Source organism: bacterium, assembly GCA_040753085.1.
Taxonomy (GTDB): domain Bacteria; phylum UBA9089; class JASEGY01; order JASEGY01; family JASEGY01; genus JASEGY01.
Genome location: JBFMHI010000008.1, coordinates 25,149 through 47,228 on the forward strand (window position 1 = coordinate 25,149; position 22,080 = coordinate 47,228).

At 47.0% G+C, this 22,080-nt stretch carries 23 protein-coding genes; 9 read left to right on the top strand and 14 right to left on the bottom strand.

Annotated features, from left to right (window positions below):
• Window positions 1-4 precede the first annotated feature (4 nt).
• From tsaD to AB1797_02090, 5 genes are all read right to left on the bottom strand, one after another.
• Window positions 5-1,033: a tRNA (adenosine(37)-N6)-threonylcarbamoyltransferase complex transferase subunit TsaD gene (gene tsaD / locus AB1797_02070; protein MEW5766401.1), complete on the bottom strand. Its 1,029-nt coding sequence runs from the start codon at window positions 1,031-1,033 to the stop codon at window positions 5-7.
• Complete coding sequence (locus AB1797_02075) at window positions 1,006-1,935, bottom strand: thiamine pyrophosphate-dependent enzyme (GenBank protein MEW5766402.1); 930 nt, start codon at window positions 1,933-1,935, stop codon at window positions 1,006-1,008. Before AB1797_02075 ends, tsaD begins: the two co-directional genes overlap by 28 nt.
• Window positions 1,936-1,956: 21 nt before the next feature.
• Window positions 1,957-2,745, bottom strand: coding sequence for a chordopoxvirus fusion protein (locus tag AB1797_02080; protein ID MEW5766403.1), 789 nt, complete (start codon window positions 2,743-2,745; stop codon window positions 1,957-1,959).
• 207 nt (window positions 2,746-2,952) lie between these two features.
• On the bottom strand, window positions 2,953-4,131 hold the full coding sequence (gene porA / locus AB1797_02085; protein MEW5766404.1) for a pyruvate ferredoxin oxidoreductase: 1,179 nt from the start codon (window positions 4,129-4,131) through the stop codon (window positions 2,953-2,955).
• 15 nt (window positions 4,132-4,146) lie between these two features.
• Window positions 4,147-4,560 (bottom strand): hypothetical protein, encoded by a 414-nt coding sequence (locus AB1797_02090; GenBank protein MEW5766405.1) that lies wholly within the window; start codon window positions 4,558-4,560, stop codon window positions 4,147-4,149.
• Between AB1797_02090 and AB1797_02095 the strand changes: the two genes are divergently transcribed.
• Window positions 4,525-4,650 (top strand): hypothetical protein, encoded by a 126-nt coding sequence (locus AB1797_02095; GenBank protein MEW5766406.1) that lies wholly within the window; start codon window positions 4,525-4,527, stop codon window positions 4,648-4,650. The genes AB1797_02090 and AB1797_02095 overlap by 36 nt on opposite strands.
• Here the strand turns inward: AB1797_02095 and AB1797_02100 are convergent.
• The 8 genes from AB1797_02100 to AB1797_02135 form a co-directional block, all read right to left on the bottom strand.
• Window positions 4,647-4,949 (bottom strand): 4Fe-4S binding protein, encoded by a 303-nt coding sequence (locus AB1797_02100; protein ID MEW5766407.1) that lies wholly within the window; start codon window positions 4,947-4,949, stop codon window positions 4,647-4,649. The two genes, AB1797_02095 and AB1797_02100, sit on opposite strands and share 4 nt — an antisense overlap.
• A complete protein-coding gene (locus tag AB1797_02105; protein MEW5766408.1) occupies window positions 4,950-5,546 on the bottom strand; it encodes a 2-oxoacid:acceptor oxidoreductase family protein in 597 nt (198 codons plus the stop codon). It abuts the gene before it with no gap.
• Window positions 5,547-5,607: 61 nt separating this feature from the next.
• On the bottom strand, window positions 5,608-6,498 hold the full coding sequence (locus AB1797_02110; GenBank protein ID MEW5766409.1) for a polyprenyl synthetase family protein: 891 nt from the start codon (window positions 6,496-6,498) through the stop codon (window positions 5,608-5,610).
• Window positions 6,499-7,126: 628 nt separating this feature from the next.
• A complete protein-coding gene (locus AB1797_02115) occupies window positions 7,127-7,534 on the bottom strand; it encodes an NIL domain-containing protein (protein MEW5766410.1) in 408 nt (135 codons plus the stop codon).
• Between the two features lie 2 nt (window positions 7,535-7,536).
• Window positions 7,537-8,694, bottom strand: coding sequence for a homocysteine biosynthesis protein (locus tag AB1797_02120; GenBank protein MEW5766411.1), 1,158 nt, complete (start codon window positions 8,692-8,694; stop codon window positions 7,537-7,539).
• A gap of 45 nt (window positions 8,695-8,739) precedes the next feature.
• Window positions 8,740-10,047 (bottom strand): M48 family metalloprotease, encoded by a 1,308-nt coding sequence (locus AB1797_02125; protein ID MEW5766412.1) that lies wholly within the window; start codon window positions 10,045-10,047, stop codon window positions 8,740-8,742.
• A 257-nt stretch (window positions 10,048-10,304) separates the two neighbouring features.
• Window positions 10,305-12,032: a proline--tRNA ligase gene (locus AB1797_02130; protein ID MEW5766413.1), complete on the bottom strand. Its 1,728-nt coding sequence runs from the start codon at window positions 12,030-12,032 to the stop codon at window positions 10,305-10,307.
• A 230-nt stretch (window positions 12,033-12,262) separates the two neighbouring features.
• Entirely contained in the window at window positions 12,263-13,330 is a 1,068-nt protein-coding gene (locus AB1797_02135; GenBank protein MEW5766414.1) for a glycosyltransferase family 9 protein, read from the bottom strand.
• Window positions 13,331-14,022: 692 nt separating this feature from the next.
• On the opposite strand from AB1797_02135, the gene AB1797_02140 reads away from it, so the two are divergent.
• The 8 genes from AB1797_02140 to AB1797_02175 all read left to right on the top strand — a co-directional run bounded on the left by AB1797_02140 (window position 14,023) and on the right by AB1797_02175 (window position 21,639).
• A complete protein-coding gene (locus AB1797_02140) occupies window positions 14,023-14,154 on the top strand; it encodes a hypothetical protein (GenBank protein MEW5766415.1) in 132 nt (43 codons plus the stop codon).
• Window positions 14,155-14,212: 58 nt separating this feature from the next.
• Window positions 14,213-14,929: an ATPase domain-containing protein gene (locus tag AB1797_02145; protein MEW5766416.1), complete on the top strand. Its 717-nt coding sequence runs from the start codon at window positions 14,213-14,215 to the stop codon at window positions 14,927-14,929.
• 122 nt (window positions 14,930-15,051) lie between these two features.
• A complete protein-coding gene (locus AB1797_02150) occupies window positions 15,052-15,417 on the top strand; it encodes a hypothetical protein (protein MEW5766417.1) in 366 nt (121 codons plus the stop codon).
• A 110-nt stretch (window positions 15,418-15,527) separates the two neighbouring features.
• The gene (locus AB1797_02155) at window positions 15,528-16,907 is read left to right on the top strand and encodes an ATPase domain-containing protein (protein ID MEW5766418.1); all 1,380 of its coding nucleotides are present in this window, start codon (window positions 15,528-15,530) and stop codon (window positions 16,905-16,907) included.
• A 20-nt stretch (window positions 16,908-16,927) separates the two neighbouring features.
• Window positions 16,928-18,073 carry a PAS domain-containing protein gene (locus tag AB1797_02160; protein MEW5766419.1) on the top strand — a complete coding sequence of 382 codons (1,146 nt, stop codon included), beginning with the start codon at window positions 16,928-16,930 and terminating at the stop codon, window positions 18,071-18,073.
• Between the two features lie 132 nt (window positions 18,074-18,205).
• On the top strand, window positions 18,206-18,490 hold the full coding sequence (locus AB1797_02165) for a nucleotidyltransferase domain-containing protein (protein ID MEW5766420.1): 285 nt from the start codon (window positions 18,206-18,208) through the stop codon (window positions 18,488-18,490).
• Window positions 18,487-18,939: a hypothetical protein gene (locus AB1797_02170; protein MEW5766421.1), complete on the top strand. Its 453-nt coding sequence runs from the start codon at window positions 18,487-18,489 to the stop codon at window positions 18,937-18,939. The genes AB1797_02165 and AB1797_02170 overlap by 4 nt, the downstream gene beginning before the upstream one ends.
• A gap of 540 nt (window positions 18,940-19,479) precedes the next feature.
• Window positions 19,480-21,639, top strand: coding sequence for a helicase C-terminal domain-containing protein (locus AB1797_02175; GenBank protein MEW5766422.1), 2,160 nt, complete (start codon window positions 19,480-19,482; stop codon window positions 21,637-21,639).
• Window positions 21,640-21,773: 134 nt separating this feature from the next.
• On the opposite strand, the gene AB1797_02180 is transcribed toward AB1797_02175, so the two are convergent.
• Window positions 21,774-22,080: hypothetical protein (locus tag AB1797_02180; GenBank protein MEW5766423.1), on the bottom strand; the 307-nt coding region annotated here is incomplete at its 5' end.

Here is a 22,080-nt window from a genome sequence, read left to right on the forward strand (position 1 = left end):
GCCTTCAACCTTCGGTCTTCAGCCTAAGATTGGCCACGGCATTCAGGTCTAACGAGGCGAATTTACCCTGGATATATTTGTAATACGCCACTCCGGCGATCATAGCGGCATTATCAGTGCAGAGGCTGGGGGAAGGGAAGTAGACCTTCATCCCTCCTTGGGATACTTCGCGGGCCATACTTTCCCTCAAGGCCGTATTAGCCGCTACCCCGCCGGCCAGAATGATAGTCTTAACTTCTTTGAATCGAGCGGCCTTGATAGTATTTTTTACCAGAACTGAGACGGCTACCCGTTGAAAGCTGGCGGCCATGTCTTTCGGCTCTGTTTCTGGTGCCTTTTTAAGATGATAAATAACGGCTGTCTTGAGACCACTAAAGCTAAAGTCAAAGGGATGTTCATCCTTGAAAATAGTCCTGGGCAAAGAGATAGCTTTAGGGTCTCCTTGGTCGGCTAACTTATTGATAATTGGCCCCCCGGGATAAGGCAAACCCATCACTTTGGCGACCTTATCGAAGGCCTCCCCAGCCGCATCATCTCTGGTCTGTCCTAAAAGCTCATACCGGCCGTGTCCAGTGATATAAATAAGTTCGGTATGCCCCCCTGAAACGATGAGACCTACCGCCGGAAATTCAATATCCGGATGTTCCAGGTGAGGGGCATAGAGATGCCCTTCCAGGTGATTGATGCCAATAAGAGGGATTTGTTGGGTAAAGCTAATGGCCTTGGCGGTGGCGATTCCCACCAGAAGGGAGCCGAGCAATCCTGGCCCATAAGTGACGGCCACCGCATCAAGTTGGTCAAAATCAAGGCCCGCCTGGCTTAAGGCTAATTCAATAATGGAATTTATGGCCTCCAGATGATGCCTGGAGGCCAATTCAGGCACTACTCCGCCAAATTCCTGGTGAATATCGATCTGAGAAGAGATGCAGTCAGAGAGGATTTCCTTCCCATCAGCTACCACCGCGGCCGCGGTTTCGTCACAGGAGGTTTCAATGCCTAAAATAATTAGCCTTGGGCCAGAAGCCCTTCCCAATCCCGATCAACCCTTTCCTGGAGTTCGGCCATAAATTCTTCGCGGTTAGGCGACTTAAAGAGATGGGCGAACCTTGTCTGGAGCTTTAGCCACTCCACTAAAGGTTTCTTTTCTTTAGGACGATAATTCACCTTCCATTTTCCATCCTCGACCTCGTAAAGGGGCCAGAAGCAAGTATCGACAGCTAATTGGCCTATTTCCAGGGTCAGCTCCGGTTTATATCCCCAGCCGGTGGGACAGGGTGAGAACACATTAATGAAGCTTGGTCCATCAGTGGCTAAGGCCTTTTCAACTTTATTGGTCAGATCCTTCCAATTGCCGGCTATGGTCTGGGCGACATAAGGGATGCGATGAGCCACCATACAAGCGGTTAGATCCTTACGATGTTGTTGCTTGCCAAGAATTACCTTGCCCGCCGGGGCAGTGGTGGTATGGGCCCCTTTAGGGGTGGCTGAAGATCGCTGGATGCCGGTATTCATATAGGCCTCATTATCCAGACAGAGATAGAGCATCCGATGTCCCCGTTCGGCTGCCCCAGAAAGGGACTGAAATCCTATGTCATAAGTCCCGCCATCACCACCCATAGCGATGAATTTCACCTCTTTATCGTATTTACCCTGTTTCTTCAGAGCCCGGTAGGCTGCCTCGATGCCACTCACGGTGGCGGCTGAGTTCTCAAAGGCGGAATGAATAAAAGGCACCCGCCAGGCCGTGTAAGGGAAGATAGTAGTAGTTACTTCCAGACACCCGGTGACACAACCGACTACGACCGGCTCTTTAGCCGCCAATAATGTCTGGCGAATGATGATCGGATGGGCGCATCCCAGACAGGAGCGGTGCCCTCCGCTAAGAAGTTCTCCTTTTTCTTCGGCTCTTGCCGCTAATTCCTTTAACGTGGCCATTTCTTACCCCTTTCGTTGGCATTACCTAAAATCATAGGAATAATAAAGGGTAATACCTTTTTTCTTTGCATATTCCTCAACATCAGGCTGTTGTATCATATAGGTTATTAAGAGGGGAAATACCTCTTTATAATTTAGCCTTTCAATCTTCTTTTTTATAAAATCATCAACATCTTTCTTTGAAAGTTGACTCTTTCCTTCGCCGATTATTGTAATCTTCTTTCCATTTTTTGTTGCCTCACCAATAATGTTTATTTCAATATATCTTCCATCTTTGCCTTCTACCCATCTTCTTTTTAGCCTATCTTTTATGTTAATTCCAAAGTCTCTTTTAAGTAGTCCTGGCAGGGCAACAAATGCTTCATCCTCAAGCCTAAAGCCAACTGTATGGGAAAGATTACCTACATACTCTCTAAGATTTTCATGAGATTTTGTAAGAGCTCTTACATCTTCCGAGAGGGCTTTTACTTCTTCGCTGAGGGCTTTTAATCCGGCCTCTGTTTTTTTCTGGGCTTTGCTGAGGGACTTTACTTCCTCGCTGAGGGCCTTTAATCCCTCCTCTGTTTTTTTCTGGGCTTTGCTGAGGGCTTTTACCTCTTCCGAGAGGGCTTTTAATCCCTCCTCTGTTCTTTTCTGTGCTTCAGCAAGCTCCTTTACAATACCCTTAAGTTCAGAGAAGTCATCCTTTTTAACAAATGTCTCAGAGAAGATGGTATAAACAGACCTCCTGAATTGTTCATCCCTTTTTAGCAATATTGGAAGGACTTCAAGGATATGCTTTTCTTCCTTTTTTATCAATGAAATAGCCATCGTTTTATTTTATCCTACAAATCTTATATTGTCAAGCAAAATTTTCTGAAACTTGACTGCGCATTATCCACCGGATAACTACCCTCCTCTTTTACAAAATTACCACCAATGGATAGGCTTCTGTATTGGTTAAACTTGACCACCACCCCTGGTTCAATGCTTTAATGTTGAGGGGTAGATGATCCCCCTGACAGGTGTTCTGTCATCTTATTCTCTAACCCCCAGGTAGTTGACCATCCGCTCGGTCTTCCCGGTTTCAGCAATTCTTTCCAGATCAGTAAAGACGCTCTGGATTTGAGCCAGGTCAATGTTTCTCCCACCCAGTCCGTAGACATAGTTAACTATCCTGGGCCGCCTATCGAGGTCATACAGGGTCGATCGGACTTCGTTGAAGACCGGGCCACCCATGCCGGCCAGGCCGTCAGAGCGGTCAAGGACAGCCAGCGCTTTCACCGAAGAGAGGGCCTTGATAATCTCTTCAAAAGGGAAGGGCCTAAATACCCGCAGCTTAAGCAGGCCTACCGGGTGGCCTTTCTCTCTCAGTTCATCGATGACTACCTTAGCTGTCCCGGCCGTAGAGCCTAAGACAAGAATAGCCACCTCCGCATCAGAAAGGCGATATTCTTCTATGGCGGCGTATTTTCTGCCAAACCTTTCTCCAAACTGATGCTGAACCTGAGAGATAATGCCTTTGGCTTCGACCATAGCCTCTATCTGGGCCCGCTTGTGTTCAAAGTAGTAATCAGTAAAATCTATGGCCCCTATGGTAAAAGGATGGTCCACCTCTAAGAGCGAGTAAGCAGGTTTGTATTCGCCGATAAAATCAGTTACTTCCTCATCGGGGATCATCTCCATTGACTCCATCCCATGGCTGATGATAAAGCCATCAGTAGTCACCATGGCGGGCAGTTTGGCCTCCTCAGCCATAACTACTGCCTGAATGATATTATCATAAGCCTCCTGGACATTCTCGGAAAATATCTGAATCCAGCCGGCATCCCTGGCCCCCATAGTATCTGAGTGATCACAGTGGATATTGATCGGAGACGACAATGTCCGGTTTACTTCAGCCAGAATAATAGGCAGCCTTAGTCCGGCGGCGATGTAAAGCATCTCCCACATCAGGGCCAGTCCCTGAGAGGCCGTCGAGGTCATCACCCTGGCCCCGGCCGCCGCCGCTCCAATACAGGCGCTCAGGGCCGAATGCTCACTTTCGGTGGCCACAAATTCAGTCTTGACTACACCATCAGCCACAAACTGGGCAAATATCTGAACGATCTCTGTGGCCGGAGTAATCGGATAGGCCGCCACCACATCTGGCCTAATCTGCCTCATCGCCTCAGCCATCGCCTCATTTCCTGTTTTAGCCACAAACTTCTTTCCCATACTTCACTCCTTTCTTTACTTGGGAAGTATCCCCAGAGGTTGCCCTAATAGGTCTAAGATTTTGGGGTTAGTAAAGATAATCAACCCTGCTATACCATACAGATAGAACTGCATCTGCGATTTGAAGGCAAGAAATTCTTTCTCCAGCCTGATGGCATCTTTTTTTACCTCAGCAATCTCTCTATGCAGCTCTTCTCTTACCTCAGTGATGTCTTCCTTAGTAGCCACCCCTTTGGAGATCTCTTCCCGCACCAGATGCACACTTTGCTCCTCAATGAAATGGAGCAAAGACTTAGACTCTTGTTCGCCAATTCTCGGTTTCAACAGATCGTAAACATCGACGGCGTTGGCTGTTAACATGCTGGCCTCCTCTCTTCTGTATTCGGATGCTCGATGCTCGATGCTGGCAAAGGATCGAGGATCGAGCATCGAGCATCGAGAATCGAGCATCGAGCGTCGAGGATCGAGGATCGAGTATCCAGAATCGTTTGGTTGCGGCCTTGCCAGACTATGCTCTAAGAGGCTTCAGCCTCGTCGATCATACTAATAGCGCCTATTTTGGGCGGGCAGATTCGAGCGCAAATACCGCAGCCCTTACAATAACCGTAATCAATCCCAATCATCTTCTTATCCTTAATCAGGATAGAAGAATCCGGACAGTAGACCCAACAGAAGAGACAATCTTTGCATTTCTCTTTATCCCAGACCGGTCTCCGACTTCGCCAGTCACCGGTCTTATACTCTTCAGCCGTTCCTCCCTCCGGGATAAGACCGGCCATAGGCAACTCTCTCCAGGTAGCCTCGTGTTTGATCTTCATTTAGGTCTCCTTTCTTAATTCTTCTCCTTTAACTTCCTGGTAGGCCCGTTCGATAGCCCTGAGGTTTCCTTCAATAATTTCAGGCCGGGAGGCAAATTTCTTAGAAAGCTTGGCCCTAGTATCGTTGATCATCCTGTCAAAGTTCAATAAACCGCTCGCTTTAACGACCGCCCCTAACATAGGGGTATTGGGTATATCCCGGCCAATGGATTCCAGCGCAATAGAAGAGGCATCAACCGTGAATATCCTTTTTCCTGAAAGACCGATTTTTTTTCTCATCGCCTCTGGTGAAAGTGGGGTATTAACCAGCAGGATCCCATTTTCAGGCAACCCCTTAGTTATATCTACCGTATCAATTAAACTGGGGTCAAGAACAATAACGACGACCGGTGAAGTAACATTGCAATGGAGAGTGATGGGCTTATCACTCAGCCGATTGAAGGACTGCACCGGAGCACCCATTCGTTCCGGTCCGTATTCAGGGAATGCCTGGACAAATTTCCCCTCCCCCATAGCCGCATCGGCAAAAAGTAGGGCGGCTGTCTTGGCCCCCTGGCCACCGCGTCCATGCCAACGAATCTCGGTTAAATCTTGCATCTTTGCCTCCTTTTTTATCAGAGGTCAGAAGTCAGGTAGTATCTGTCTTCTGCCTTCTGGGTTAATAGCTTCTCTCACTTATAAATCGAGCCATCTCTCTTAATGGATCCGCCTTTGAATCAAATCCCTTCAAGAAAGAAACGGCCTCTTCCACCAGGTTTCTGGCCCGCTCCCTGGATTCACTAAGGCCGTAAACAGAGGGGTAAGTCAGTTTTTTAGCGGCCAAATCACTCCCTTTGGGCTTACCCATCTTAGCTTCATCTCCATCCAGATCAAGGATGTCGTCAACAATTTGAAAGGCAAGGCCGATACGTTCACCATACTGGGTTAAAGAATTCAGCTCATCTTCGCTGCTTTCAGCCAGGATAGCCCCGCTCCTTAGAGAAGCACAGATAAGACTTCCGGTTTTATGGGTATGGATATATTGTAACGTCGGGGGATCTGGATCCTTGCCGGCACATTCCAAATCAACTACCTGCCCACCAATCATACCAAAGGTGCCGGCACTGGAGCCTACTTCGTTTATAACCTGCAATACCGATTCTGATCTTATCCCTGGTTCCTCAGCGTTTTTAGCGATAAGCCAAAAGGCCAGAGTTAAGAGGGCATCACCCGCCAGGATAGCGATGGCTTCCCCAAATTTTTTATGGGAACTTGGTTCCCCCCGTCTATAGTCGTCATTATCCAGGGCCGGCAGATCATCGTGTATCAGTGAATAAGTATGGATAAGTTCGATAGCGCAGGCCGCCGGTAAGACCCTTTCACCCTCTTTACCTACTGCTTCAGCCGCGGCTATAACCAATATGGATCTGAGTCTTTTACCCCCACTCAAGACGCTGTAGCGCATAGCCTCATGAATAAGAGGCGGATATTCACCTTCGCCCGGCAGATATCGCTCCAAAGCCAACTCTATTAGTCTTCTCTTCTCTGAGAAGTAGTCTCCATATTTCATAGATATATAGTGTAACAGCTACCACATCTTTTGTCAAGAATTTTCGTTGTTGTTACGGAAATATCATTTATGGTAACCGTTCACCTCACCACGGAGACACAGAGACACTGAGAAAAATCTAAAGGATAAGTCTCTTAATTCCGTCCTTCAAAACAGGCTTAATGCATTTATATTCAAGGGGAAGAGGTCTTTGTCGTCTCCGTGTCTCTGTGTCTCTGTGGTAAACGATTACAAAATTACCTCTTGGGAAAAGAAGTAGGAAGACAGAAGAGGTGTCTCTATTGTGGTAGATACTTCAGGCCTGATTATCGTGTAGGAAAGAGGCGGAAGGCATGTAAGAACAAAGCCTGTCAAGCCAGACGTAAGAAGGAGAGCCAGAAGAGATGGCTAAAGACAAACCCTGGATATTTCGAAGGGCGGTATGAGTATGTAAAGGAGTGGCGTAAGGCACATCCTGATTATCAGCGAAGGTGGAGGGCACAACGGAGGGCAAAAAGGTGTGAGATACAAGACGAGATAACCCCTTCAAAGCCAGTAATTGCAATACGTCTGGTGATACCGGCCAAACTTTTAAAAAAAGCAACTCGCTAATATTGACCGTGAACCGTGGACCACTGACGGCTCTCTACTAAAAGGTGCTTTCTATTACCCGATAAGGGCAGGCTGGGATACAGTGTTCGCAGAGGAGGCATTTGTCACGATCAAAGACTACTTCCCACGTAGTCCGATTCAAGAAGAGTGCCCCGGAAGGGCAGACAGCCGTACATGCCCCGCAATGGGTGCAATCCTCTTCTCTCAACTTAATATCCTGGGCCATAGATTCGACTTCTACGCCGCTCTCTTTAAGGTATTTTAATCCTTGATTTATTTCTTCCTTAGAGCCGGTGAGTTCCATCACTAACCGGCCAACTTCTTTAGGCATAACCTGAGCCCGGAGGATATTCATTACCAGATCGTAATCCTTAGAAAGCCGATAAATAATCGGCCGCTCTACCTGATCTTTGGGGAAGGTCAAAACAATTCGTCTTTTAGCCATTTTTACTCCTCCTTAACCTCAAGAGGCTTAAAGGTTGTCTCCAAAGGGAGCCTCCTGACCGGTTCAGTCAGCAGGAATTTTCCGGAGGCAATCCATTCCTTCAATGTTTGGGCTATTTCTCTTGCCTTGCGATAGCTGGATAGGGGGGCGGCGGGTACTTTTTTCCCCTCGATCTCGATTTGTCCACTTTTAAGCTGGGCATAGCTAAACCGGCCAATGGCCGGTCTACTGCGGCTGGGAACACTGTAATCAAGCACAGAGGTGTAGATATCGGCATCAGCCACAGAGACATAGAAGGCCATTTCTTCGTCTAAAACAGGGATGGGTATCCCTATCCCCACGGCCAGGCTGACTCCATACCGGGTAAAGGTTGCCCCGCGCAGGTAATTACGGTTCATCCCCTTAATATCCCCTATCAAGGCCAGGGTTCCGGCCGGACCAAGGGGGATACCATTATCCGCCCTTTCCCGAATCGGATTGTGTTGGGTTCCTTCCCAGGCTACATATCCTTCTCCTCCACCCAGGAAAATCCGGGTGCCCACGCCAATGGTTCGGTAGCAAGGGTCGTTAAGAAGCGGACTCAGTTGACCGGCGCTGCAGTAAGTTACATTGCCAAAGCGGGGGAGAAGGATACCCATATAGGTATGAAGTATCTTGTCTGATGAATTAGTGGCGGCCGCATAGTTTTGGTAGGCATTTCTGGGATTGAAGAGAACCGCCTGATTGATCGAGTTCAGGTCGATAAAGGTCGTAATCTCTTTCCTGGGATAGCAGTCAGTAGCGTATGCCGTAGCGTGAAGTTTAATTCGCTTGCCGGCCACCAAATCCTCAATAAGGTGGCCTCCACCATAATCAAATCCCCTAACCGTGCTTATCTCACTCGCCCCGACATAAGCATCCACCGCCGCCAGACCGGCATAGGCCGGGACATCATTAAGCCAGACCTTACTCATCTTGATAGGCGGTTCAGAGTGACCGAAGTTCAGTATCAGGCCAGAGGAACACATCGGGGCAAAGGTGCCGGTCGTAACTACATCTACCTTTTTAGCCACTTCGTCTGTTCCCTTCTCTTTGGCCAGATCAATAACCTCCTCAGCCGTGAGCACCACGGCCTCACCCTTCTTAATTCGCTGGTTAATCTCTTGGTAGGTCTTACTCATTTCTCCCTCCCTATCGAATGGCGGATTTGATAGTTAGGCAAAAAGTCAAATATACCCCCACTCTACTAACCGCTGGTAAGCATACTTGGCCTTTTCTCCCTTGTCAGTCAGTTTCAAGACCTTCTGGTAGTAATCAGCCGCTGTCCGCCGGTCGCCTTTTTCTTCATAGTTTCTTCCCAGATAAAAAACCACGGTAAGATTGTCCGGGACTAAACGGTCAGCTACCTTTAACTCCTCGATAGAAGCATTAAACTTTTCCGTTTCATGATAGACCAGCCCACCCAACAGTCTGGTGAGAAATAAATCAGGGTAAAGCGAAAGCGAGTGTTTAAGCGTAGCCAGGGCATCATCATAGCGCTGCTGTCCCAAATAGGCCGCCGCCAAAGTAGTATGAATAAGGGCCTCTTTTGGGGCCAATTTGGCTGCCGCCTCCAATTCTACGGCGGCCTCATCAAATTTTTCTTTGTTGGCCAGTTCATTTCCTTTATCATAATGCTCATAAGCCTTAGATAGAGAATTTAGGTGGGCGGTCTTATTCTTAAACCCTTCCTGTTTGAAGGGCAATCCCTTATGCTGAGGAGGGATACTGGCTTTCGCTGCTTCTACCCTCTCTGAAGGCAGCGGATGGCTGCTGAACATCGTCTCCAGCTTTGACGGCTCTTTTTTACTGAGACTTTGAAGTATCTCCATCGTCTGCACCATGCCTTCCGGATTGTAACCGGCCTGGATCAGATACTCCATCCCATATTTATCCGCCTCTCTTTCTTGATTCCGGCTATATTTAAGAAAGATCAGATTAGCGGCCAAGGCCCCGGCTGTGGCATAGTATTCCCGGTACTTGACATTCTTGGCCTCCAAATAATACTGTCCCAGGGAAAGGAGTAAATTAGCGGCCACACTTCGGGTGTAACCCTGAGCCGTATGCATGGCCGCCACATGGGTTATTTCATGACCTAAAACTGCGGCCAGTTGGGCCTCATTTTCCATGCGAGATAAAAGCCCTCTGGTAATACTGATCTTACCCCCGGGCAAGGCATAGGCATTGACGATGGAGCTGTTGACCACATTGAATTCATAATCCAAGTTAGGCCGGTGGCTTAGCTGAGCGAGCGTCTGACCTACCCTGTTTACATATTCCTGGAGATTATCATCTTGAAAGAGACCGTAAGATGCCTGGGTATAAATAGGGTAGTATTGTTTTCCTATGGCTCTTTCCTGGCTTTCAGACATAATAATAAATTGTTTCTTTCCGGTAACAGGGTTGATGGCGCAGCCAACTAAAAAAGCCAACAGAGCGGCCAGCCAACTCAGCCGGATGTAATGATAACGCCTTTGAACGGAAGCGGCAGGCATATTATTAACCTCCTGGGCTAACTGAGGTATGACGATTATGGTAAAATAATAGCATAGAATACCTATTAATGCAACTATATTTTGTCAGGCCTTGATCATTGTTTCGGCCAGTCGGGATAGAGTCCACTCTGCCCATACCATACCGTCCACAGAGTCCACCGTCCACAAAAGGTAGCTCGCCGGCTATTCACCGTCGACCGTCTTAGAGTGGCCGAAACGATGACCATTACCGAATAACCACGCCTGACCACCGCTTTTCAGTAAGGCGAAACCCTGGGTTCAAGGGTTGAGATAAGTCTTTTTATTTCATTGATTAAGTCTTCAAGGGGCACAAACCGTTTTTCCCGGCTCCGGCGGATGGATATTTCGATTCGGCCGGTCTGTTCGGTCTGGCTGCCAATAACGATCTGAAGGGGGATGCCGATTAATTCAGAATCGGTGAACTTTCGGCCAGGCCTTTCCTCCCGGTCATCAATTAGGACCTCTATTCCTTCCCTTTGAAGCATCTGGTAAATCTTTAAGCTCATGTCCCATTGGGCTTCATCTTGCACATTTATCGGCAGAACAAGCACCTGGTAAGGAGCAATGGACATCGGCCAGATGATGCCGGCTTCATCATGGCTTGTCTCAATAACCGCCCCGATTATTCGGCTTACCCCAATACCAAAGGTATCCATAATAAACGGCTTCTCCTGTCCATCTTCATCAATAAAAACAGCCCGCATGGCCTGACTGTATTTGGTGCCCAGCTTGAAGACGTGTCCGACTTCTATCCCTCGACGTATCTCCAGACGGCCGGAACATCGCGGACAGCGGTCATTTTCCTGAACCACTTTAATATCGGCCCAGAGGTCGATCCGGAAGTCACGATCGTAGTTGGCTCCGGTATAATGGGCATCCGCCTTGTTGCCGCCCACCACTAAATTGGCCTGGCCTTTGATGGAATGGTCGGCTATGATCTTGATCCCGGTAAGACCGATCGGGCCGGCAAACCCTACCGGAGCGCTGGTTACAGAAGAAATGGTTTCCGGATCAGCCAATTCCAGGTCTGTTTTTTGGCATACCTTAGCCAGCTTGGTCTGGTTAAGTTCCTGATGCCCTAAGATCAAGGCCGCCACCACCTGGTCTCCGGCTTTGTAAATAAGGGTCTTAACTAACTGCTCTGGTTTAACTCTTAGAAATTGACTCACCTCATCCACCCGCTTCATTCCCGGGGTATCGACCAGGGTGAGTTCGGTCAGATTACCTCGTAGAACTTCTTTGGGCTGCCCACACTCGGCTCTTTCCAGATTAGCCGCGTAATCACAGCCGTGGCATAAGGCCATCAGGTCCTCGCCGGCCTCCGCCGGGACCATAAATTCGTGGGAGACACTACCGCCAATCAAACCGCTTTCCGCCTCTACCGCCCTGAAGCTAAGTCCGCACCGGGAGAATATCCTGCCGTAGGCCTTATAGAGTAAATCGTAAGTCTTATTGGCCCTCTCCTCATCCCCATCAAAACTGTAGCCATCCTTCATCTGAAATTCCCTGGCCCGCATAAGCCCGAACCTGGGCCGAATCTCATCCCTGAACTTGGTCTGAATCTGGTAGAGTAGGAGGGGAAGCTGCCGGTAAGACCTAACCTCACTCCGAACCAGGTCAGTGATGATCTCCTCATGGGTAGGGCCGAGGCCGAAATCCCTGCCCCGGCGGTCACAGAGTTTAAACATATCAGGACCATAAGCCGTCCATCGGCCCGTTTCTTCCCAAAGTTCCTTCGGATGCAGGGCTGGCAAAAGCACTTGCTGTCCGCCAATGGCATCCATTTCTTCTTCCACTATCCTGGATACCTTGGTCAAGACCCGATACCCCAGGGGCAGATATGAATATATCCCCGAAGCCAAACGTCGAATAAGCCCAGCCCTAAGCATCAGCTTATGGCTGATAAGCTCTGCCTCATGGGGCTCCTCAAATAGGGTAGGCAAAAATAATCCGGACATCTTCATCAGAAAATAACCTCCTTTTCTTATTACCGATTGCAGGTTTCAGATTTGATGGTTAGGCAAAAAGGTCTCTGGGGCTTTTGTTCCCTTGGGACTTTTTACCGGATCATCAGGATATGAGCCGTTTAAAATTGGAGTAATGCTCTAGTGCTTGTCTTTATGCCAAAGGGTTAAATAATTACCCAAATAAGCAATCATAAGGGTTACCCCATTAAAGCAAGCTTGCCAAGGCGCTACGCGGTATCTTTAATTACCTGCTGGCAGGCCGCCCAGACCTGATCAACTTCTAACTCCTTAAGACATCTGTTATCTTCGCATCCGGAAGCCCCACAGGGAGAACAGTCCATTTCTTTACGGACAATATAGCTATACCTTCCCAAGGGCTGCCAGAGGGCAGGATTAGCTGGGCCAAAGATGGTCAGAATAGGTATATTCAAGGCGGCCGTAATATGGCTCGGCCCAGTATCGTGGCCAATATAAAGTCTGAGATAGGTTACCACTACCGCAAACTGGTTCATAGAACCCTTGCCCGCTAAATTGACCGGTTTTATCTTCATCAACCGGCTTATCTTCTCAGCCGCCATCACCTCATCTGCCCGGGAATCATCTTCTTCAGCGGTCCGGATATATCTGGAACCAAAGAGTATAATCCTGGCCCCGTAAGTCTCTACCAACCGGTCAGCCAGTTCGGCAAATTTCTCAGGGGCCCATCGGCGATTAACCACCCCGCATCCAGGATGGATGCCGATCAGGGTTTCATCCGGGCGAAAGTTCAGCTTCATAAAGGCCGCCACATCTTTTTTATCTTGCTCGGGCGGCCAGACAGGAGGGGGGAAGGCCGCAGGTATACCTATCTCCAGAAGAGAGAGAAACTTCAGGTACTGGTAAATAATATGCTCGTGAGAATTTTTTTCGATCAGGTCCGTATAAAAACGGTCGGCCGGACCTCCGCCTTTGAAAGACATCCTTCGTCGCGCCCGGCAGGCGATAGTGATCAGGGTGCTCAGAGGCGGACAACCGAAATCAAGAAGCAGATCGTAGCGCTCCTTGAGATTAATAATCTTGGCAAAGCCTGTGCCTACGTCAGAGGCGTGCTGAAGGCATTGCTCCCTCATTTCCTCTGGCACAAGCAGCTCGTCTATATAGGGACAATTAACCGCCAAATCTTTAGTTACCAGCCAATTTAACAGGGTAATATGGGCCTCTGGATAGCGTTCCCTTACGGCCTTTAAAACCGGGGTATAGTAAACAAAATCCCCCATTCCATTTAGCCCATTTATGAGTATCCTTTCATAATCCATTTTTCTTGAGGTTAAAGATGCAAGGCCATACCGCAAAAGTCACCCCGACAACTTATCTTTGGTGATGGGTAGTCTGGTTTATTTTGAAGTGTTTTGTAAACTGATAGAAAACTGATAGAAATTTGTTTTTAGGGTGTTTTAGACTGTTTATCCTATCCGTTCTTTTATCTTATGAGAAGATTTTAACAGAAATTTTATCTTATGTCAACAAAAATTTCGGTTGATGTTACTATATCAAAATGCAAAACTTAATTACTACTATACTTTTGCACTTTTTGTCATTCCTGCGCAAGCAGGAATCCAGAAGTCTTGATATTACTGGATTCCCGCTTTTGCGGGAATGACGAGAGGTTATTGTAAAATATTTGTATTTCAAGTAGTTACAAAAAAGTGCGAAAGTATAGTTACTATTAAGTGTTCAGCCACAAAGACACTAAGACACAAAGATTAAAGAATTATTTCTTATTCATGTCTTCGTGCCTTGGTGGCTGAACGGTTACAATTACTAAATGAAAATGAAATATTTTTGAAAATATAGTTGTAGGGCTGTGGGTATGTGAGCAACCCCGAAGGAGTTGGTCAAGTGCTCGAGGCTTGAGCGAGGATCATTCTGAGTGGTGGATGGTTACTATTATTTTAACGAATGTCAAGAATTTTAGCCCCATTTCTTGACTATGTTCCCCAGAAAATTTATGGGAAATGATAAAGGGGCGATTAGTCTGCACCGTTTCTGGTCTTTGGGAACAATGGTGGGTGAGAGCCAGTCAGGCCAATCGCTTGATCAAATAATTTTCTTGACTTATCCGTCTTTCTATGATATATAACGAAGGAGGGCAACTACATAGGGGTTGTTAATCAGATCGCTGTTTGGAGGTTAGGTCTATGAAAAATCAACAAAAGGTAAGTTTTCTCCCCTTGGCCAATATCCTGAGTGAAGAGCTTTCTTTTGGCACCAATTGGTTGGTTAGGGGGGATCAAGGGGCAGGTAAAACTACCTTTGCCTTTCAGTTTCTCTCTCAAGGTCTAAGGAAAAGGGAATCAGCCCTTTTTGTGGCGGCTGATGAGCCGGTAGACCGGGTGAGAAGCAATCTGACCAATCTTGGGTTTGGGACGTTAGCTTATGAGCGAAGCAAAAAAATTGTTTTTATTGATGCCTGCTCTATAGATAGTAAAGAAGAATACTTTGTGACTGACCTGTCTGATCCGGAAGAGCTTATTTACACCTTAAATCAGGCTATATTAAAGCTGGAAAAACCCGTCAGGGTAGTCATTGATTCCCTCAGCTCCCTGGCGGTCCATTACTTACCTCAAGACTTTGTAAGTATGGTCCATGAGAAAAATCGTCGTATGCGGACCGAGGGGATCGTGCTTATGGATCTCTATTTAGCCCATACCCTGGAATCAAAGGAAAGATATTCCCTAACCAATGCCTATGATTTAAGTGTAGACCTTTATTTGGCTGAAGAAAAGGGAGGAGTGCCGAAAAAATACCTCCGATTACTAAAAGTTCGAGGCTGCTCTTACGACCCCCGGCCTTTTCCCTATACCGTTATAGCTAAGCAGGGGATTGTGGTTAATAAGGCCTATTATCAGGAGTGAAAATCACTGGATGCTCGATCCTCGATGCTGGATCTTGGATCCTTTACCAGCCTCCAACCTCGAGCCTCGAGCCTCGAGTATCGAGCATCGAGGATTGTTTGGTTGCAACGGGAGACCAGATTATGTCATCTACCTTAGAAAGAGAAAGTCTGATTAAGATATATCAAGATTTGATTAATCGTATTTGGTCAAGTTCATCCAGGATGATAGGTGTAATGACTAATAATGCCTTGATGGAAGCGGCTATTTATGATACAGAAGGGAAACATCCTTTTATCGGCCGGATAGAGCTTTCGAATGACGGAATAGGTATAGAAAAGCTGTTAGAGAACTGCTCGGATCTCACTATTACCCAGATCAAAGAGGGTTTTGAGGATTTTCTGGCCCAACTTTTTGGTATCTTTGCCTCTATGACCGGAGATGTGATCATTCAACAATGGAAACCAAAGGTAGAAGAGGTAAGAGAGAAAGCGAGGCACATAGGCTAAATCAGAACCCAAAGCCCAGAACACAGATTGCAGAATACATCGTAAGATTTGCTTTCATTTGTGTTCTGTGTTCTGTATTCTGTAATCTGTTTTAAGGGAGGCGAAACTGAATGGATAGAATCAAGACGGGGATAGATAACCTAGACCTTATCTTTGGAGGGGGAGTGCCGCTTTATTCGGTCAATGTTATAGCTGGAACGCCGGGGACGGGCAAGACCATCCTTCTTCAACAGATGATGTTTCACAATGCTACCCCGGAAACCAAAGGACTGTATATTACTACTCTCTCAGAACCCACTGTCAAGGTAGTGAGATATCAACAGCAGTTTAAATTTTTCGCCCCTGAAAAAGTGGGTAAATCCGTTTTCTTTACTGATATTGGAATGACCATCAGAAACGAAGGATTACCTAAGACCATTGAGGTCATTGTCAATTTCATCAAAGAGATTCGGCCGACTTTTGTAGTTATTGACAGTTTTAAGGCCATTCATGATCTGGCCCCTTCCACTCACGGTTTAAGGGAATTTGTCTACGACCTGGCGGTCAAGATGGCCGTTTGGAAATGCACCACTTTCCTGATAGGAGAATATACCCATCAAGATTTGGAAAAGGAGCCGGAATTTGCCGTAGCGGATGGGATTATCCATCTTGAAAATGTGAGTGATAGTGAGCAGCCGATGCGATATTTGAAGATAGTCAAAATGAGGGGAAGTAATTTTCTCCCCGGTCAGCATTCTTATGTAATTAGTGAAGAAGGAATAGAGATCTTCCCCAGACAAATATCCATGCCTGAGACCACGGAAAGAGGTAAAGAGGTGCTTAAGACAGGCATGTCTGGTGTAGATAAGCTGCTGGGGGGAGGAATCCCTTCTCAAACCGTCTTCCTTTTAGCCGGGACGGCCGGCACAGGGAAAACCACTTTTTCTCTAAAGTATCTTTACAATGGGGTCACTAAATACGATGAGCCAGGCATCCTCTTCCTGTATGAAGAATCCGTGGAACAAATTATAGATATAGCCCGGGGATATGGTTGGGATTTTGTCCCCTTAATAAAAGAGGGTAAGATTAAGATCGTCTATTCATCTATTTCTGATCTTAATCTTGATGAGCATCTTCTGAAGATCAAAAAGATAGTGACTGAGACAGGGGCCAAACGGGTGGTGATTGATTCCCTCCCGTCCCTTCTCCACCAGGTTAGTGAACGGCCGTATCTCATTACGGAGAAGACGTCCCAGTTAACCAGTCTCCTGAAAGGACTTGGGACTACCTCTGTTTTTATTAGCCGGACCCCGATGGGGACAAGTCAGGTGAGTAAATTTGGGGTGGAAGAATCGCTGGTTGACGGAATTATTATACTAAGGATAATTGAGGATAAATCGAAAAGGAAACGGAGTATAGAGGTCTATAAGCTCCGTAATGCCAAACATGTGCTGGGTGAACACAGAATGATCATCAGTAACGAAGGTCTTGAGGTCTTCTATACCGGGTAGGTAATAGGGAGGTGAAAGTGATGGATAAGCAAAAAGAGAAAAAGACAATGAACATAGTCATAGTCGGAGCCGGAAGAGGTGAAAAAACCAGCGTTATTGGCGGAGCCCAACTCATAGAGTTACTTAAAGATGAGCCATATATACATATCCTGGGGGTTGCTGATCTGGATGAAAATGCCCCAGGAATAGAATTGGCCCGAAGGCTCAATATCCCGACCTCCACGGATTTCTATGATTTTCTGAACCTTCCTAACTTGAATGTCGTATTTAATGCCACCGGGCTTTTCGAAGTAGAACAAAATCTTTTTAAAGCCAAGCCGGCAGGTATAGAGATCATGGGTGGCTGGAGCACAAAGTTGATGGAAGACCTGCTCAAGGAAAGGGAAGATAAATTATCTTTAGTTCCGAGACAGTTTCTGGGTGACATCTTAAGAGATTTTGCCTCCGAGGTCAACCTGTCAGAAATAGCTATGGTCAAAGCCGGCGAGAGATTTGCCGAGCGGGTAGATGGTGATTTAAAGGATTATTTAACTATCTTTAAAAGCCAGGGGCTGGGTGAACTTAATTTGCTTAAGGTAGACCGGAAAAATTTTGAACTTATCTTTACCGGTTCCGGTTTGATCGAGAGTTATAACGAAAGCAAGTATCCTCAGGATAATTTCACCCGAGGATATCTGGCCCGGGCCGTATCCAGGGTCAGCCGGGCCCCTATGGGTTGTGAAGAGATGGAATGTCAGGCCCGGGGAGATGAGCTTTGCCGATTTGTGGTTTATCCCACCCAACCGATAGACTCTCTGAATTTGACCCGGGGGACGGGTGAGAAAAAGGTTTCGGTGGAGACCATTCTTGACTGTATCCCCGATGGTATATTTACCACTAATAAATGGATGATTATCACCAGTTTTAATAAAGCAGCCGAGAGAATAACCGGCATACCGGCCGAAGAAGCTATTGGTATGCCCTGCCGGAAGATATTTAAAAGCGAGCTGTGCGGAACCTTGCAATGTGAGTTGAAACGGGCTATTGAGAACCAGGAGGATGTGATCGATGAGTCGACCACGATGGAGGTAAAGGGTATACGGGTGCCTATTACTTCCAGCACTTCTCTGCTTCGGGATGAAACCGGCAAGGTGGTCGGGGGAGTAAAGACTTTCCGGAAAAGGTAAGGTAAGCGTTCAGGTATCAACAGTCAGGTAAGGCCGGGAAAATCAGGGTGGTAGAGAATATTGGAATGATGCTCGAGGCTGGTAAAGGATCCAGTACACCTATCGAGCATCTTGAGAAGGGAGATATTATCTATGCGCCTGAAAGAAAAAGAGAAACAGGTTATCATTCAAGCTGTTAGATCCATAGACCCCGAAGCCCAGGTTTACCTCTTTGGATCACGAGTCGATGAAAGTCGTAAGGGAGGGGACATAGACCTTTTGGTTTTCTCTAGTAGAATGACATATGGTGACAAGCTCAAGATTAAGAAAAATATTTTTGCCCTCCTTGGGGAGCAGAAAATTGATCTTCTTGTGAGTCAGGATGCAGGCAACCCCTTTGTCCGAACGGCATTAGAACAAGGAGTTCGACTGGTATGAAAAATATGGAGGATAATCTCAAACAAGAACTACGTGATTTAGAAAAGGCGAGGGATATCCTGCACTATTCATATGAAAAATGTCGGGCGATAGAATTGATAGAGGGACTCTCTTACGAGGAACAGGATAACTTTGAAGCTTTGACCAGCAGATTTGCCAGGCTCAGTGATATTATTATCCAAAAAGTTTTCAGATTGTTGGATATTTTAGATCTTGAAGATAAGGGAACTATCCGAGATAGGATAAATAGAGCCGAAAAAAAGGGGATTATTCATAATGCTGATGATTTTATTGAAATTCGTATATTACGCAATGAAATAGCTCACGAATATAAATCAGAGACCATTTATGCGATATTTGAGAAGGTGTTAGAATACACGCCAAAACTTCTGGAATGTGTGGATGCGATAGAAATTTATGCACAAAAATATCTTAAAGATACAGCGTAATTGTTTAGCGATCAACTGTCTAGAGCGTGGCAGTAAACTGGGAAAACAACCTCCTGCCGGTTTGAAACCTGCGGGAGGTTGTTTTGTCCTTACTGATATGCTATACAGCTAAGTAAATAGAATGAAGAAAATAGATCTCCGGGAAAGAATTGTTGTAGTTGCCGTTTTGCCGGCTGTATTTTTGGGATTATCCATTATATTTGTTATTAACTATCTATACTTTTGCACTTTTTTGTAACTACTTGAAATACAAATACCTTGTAATAACCTCTCGTCATTCCCGCCAAAGCGGGAATCCAGTAATATCAAGGCTTCTGGATTCCTGCTTGCGCAGGAATGACAAAAAGTGCGAAAGTATAGAAGTATAGTTAAGTGCTTTTTTCTAAAATCATTCTCCGTGTCTCTGTGTCTCTGTGTCTCTGTGGTGAACGATTACAAAATAGGGCAACCCTCGGTAGACGGGTGTCTAGTCGTCTGGTGAGTGGCCGCCTGGTATTTACCAGACTACCAGAATTCCGAAAGAGATAGAGCTGTTCTGCCATGAAAGAAATCGAGAAGACCTTTGGTCCGGAAGGGCTGATCGCTTCTAAGCTGGCAGGATATGAAACCAGGCCGGGGCAGATCAAGATGGCCTCTGCTGTCTGGCAGACGGTTGAAACTGAAGGCACCTTGATTGTGGAGGCCGGAACAGGGACAGGTAAGAGTTTGGCTTATCTTGTCCCTTTTATTTTCTGGGCGGTCAGAAATAAAAAGAGGGTGGTGATATCCACCTTTACCAAGGCCCTGCAGCAGCAGTTGATCGATAGCGATCTCCCCTTTCTGGCTGAAACCCTGTCTAAGGAGTTATCTTTCTGCTGGGCCTTGTGCCTGGGCGGGCAAAATTACCTCTGCCTGCGTCGGCTGGAGCAAACCCGGCAGCTTGGAATGTTTGAGAGCCAGGAGGAGGAGATAACTCATATCCTGGACTGGCGCAAAAAAACAGAGACCGGGCTGCGGGTTGAGCTTGAGTTTGAGGTCTCGCCCGATGTCTGGTCCCAGATCTGTCGGGAAAGCGACCTCTGCCTGAGTGGGAAATGCGCCTACGGGAAGGACTGTTTTTATCAACGAGCCAGGTTTACCCAATATCGGGCTCAAATCTTAGTGGTCAATCATCACCTCTACTTTGCCCACCTGGCTTCAGGGGAGCAGGTTCTGCCTGAATTCAGCGGACTTGTCTTTGATGAGGCCCATACCATAGAAGACGTGGCCACTGATTTCTTGGGGCTGGAAGTCTCCAATTCGGGTGTGAAATATGTGCTGGATAATATCCATAATCCCAGGACAGAAAAAGGACTGCTCCGCCGGCTTAAGAATCTAACCTCAAAAGAGTTTTCAAGGTTGGATGCCTTGAGGACTGAGACTCAGACAGCCTCTGAGGCCTTCTTTTCCAACCTGGCGGATCAATTTGGAAGAGAAAGCAGATCGCTAAGGCTGAGAAAGCCTAACTTAATCTCTAATATTCTTTATGAACCTTTAGCGGGGCTGGCTTCCGGCCTTCGTGAGATGATAAAAAAGGCGGATAGCCAGGAGGAAGAGATAGAGATAATGGCTGCTTCTCAGCGATGTGCGACCGTCAACCATTCATTAAAACACATCCTGGAACAGGACCTGGCTGATCATGTCTACTGGCTGGAGATTCAACGCCGGCTGAGATTCACCCGCTTTACCCTCAAGGCTTCTCCTCTCAATGTCGGAGAAGAGTTAAAAGAGCGGGTTTTTTCAGTCATAAAACCGGCTGTGCTTACTTCAGCCACCCTGACCACAGCCGGTCGCTTCGATTACATCCGAGACCGACTGGGACTTGACTCCTGTAAAGAACTGGTGGTCTCTTCTCCCTTTGATTACGAAAAGCAGGTCATCCTCTACCTGCCCCAGGGAATGCCTGATCCAAAAGAAGGCAGCGCCTATCTTGATTCATTAACCGAATGTCTTAAGACACTGCTGCCTCTAACTTCAGAACACAGAGTTCAGAACATAGAGCCCAGAGCCCAGAAGAAAATCCGCCTTCCGCATTCTGAAGTCTGCCATCCCGGGTACCCACGAAGTGGGTGCGCCATCCGCCAGGGAAAAGGGGGGACTTTTATCCTCTTTACCAGCTTTGCGGCCCTTAATCAGGTCTACCAGAAGCTAAAGGACAGCCTTACTGACAGGGATGTCTTTAAGCAAGGGGAGTTACCCACTGCACGGATAATTGAGAAATTCAAGGAGGGGAGGCATTCGATTCTCTTTGGCACCAATACCTTCTGGCAGGGGGTGGATGTTCCGGGAGAGGATCTGATCTCGGTAATTATCACCAAGTTACCTTTTGCAGTTCCTGACGAACCAATAACTCAAGCCAGAACCGAGTATCTGACCGCAAAAGGTAAGAATCCCTTCTGGGACTATCAGGTGCCCCAGGCGGTTATTTTGTTGCGACAGGGATTCGGCAGGCTGATCCGCACCCAAAAAGACCGGGGGCTGGTAACTATCTGTGACCCCCGGATCCGGACCAAAAGCTACGGCCGGATTTTTCTTGATTCCCTGCCTCGATGCCGGGTAACCTCGGATCTGGAAGAGGTCAAGAGATTCTTGGATCTTCTTACAGAAAGGACAGAAAGGACACCAAATATCTTTGGGGGTAACCGTTCAGGTATAGCTGCACGGATTAGCACGGATAAATAACACAGGACAGAAGGCGGAAGTGTAAGGGACAGGGCTTGTCCATGTCCGTTCCGTAGACGGACAACCACAAGGGTTGTCCCTACAGCCTAAGGACAGACCCGAATCACGGACACGGCTCACGGATTTTCCGTGTTTCATCTGTGTGCATCTGTGGCTGAACGGTTACCTTTGGGGAAGGTCAGTAATCGGTGATCGGTGATCGGTGATCGATAATCGGTGATCGGTGATCGGTGATCGATAATCGGTGATCGGTAATCGGTGATCGATAATCGGTGATCGGTAATCGGTGATCGGTAATCGATGATCGGTAATCGGGGCATCGTTTCAAAATGCTGAAATAGCAGCTTTACACTTTTAGCAATTTTAGGCAACGTGTGCAGCAAACATAAACAGCCTTTTCCCGCTCTGAAAGCCAGTTTGGGACTTTTTTGTGTTCCGGTT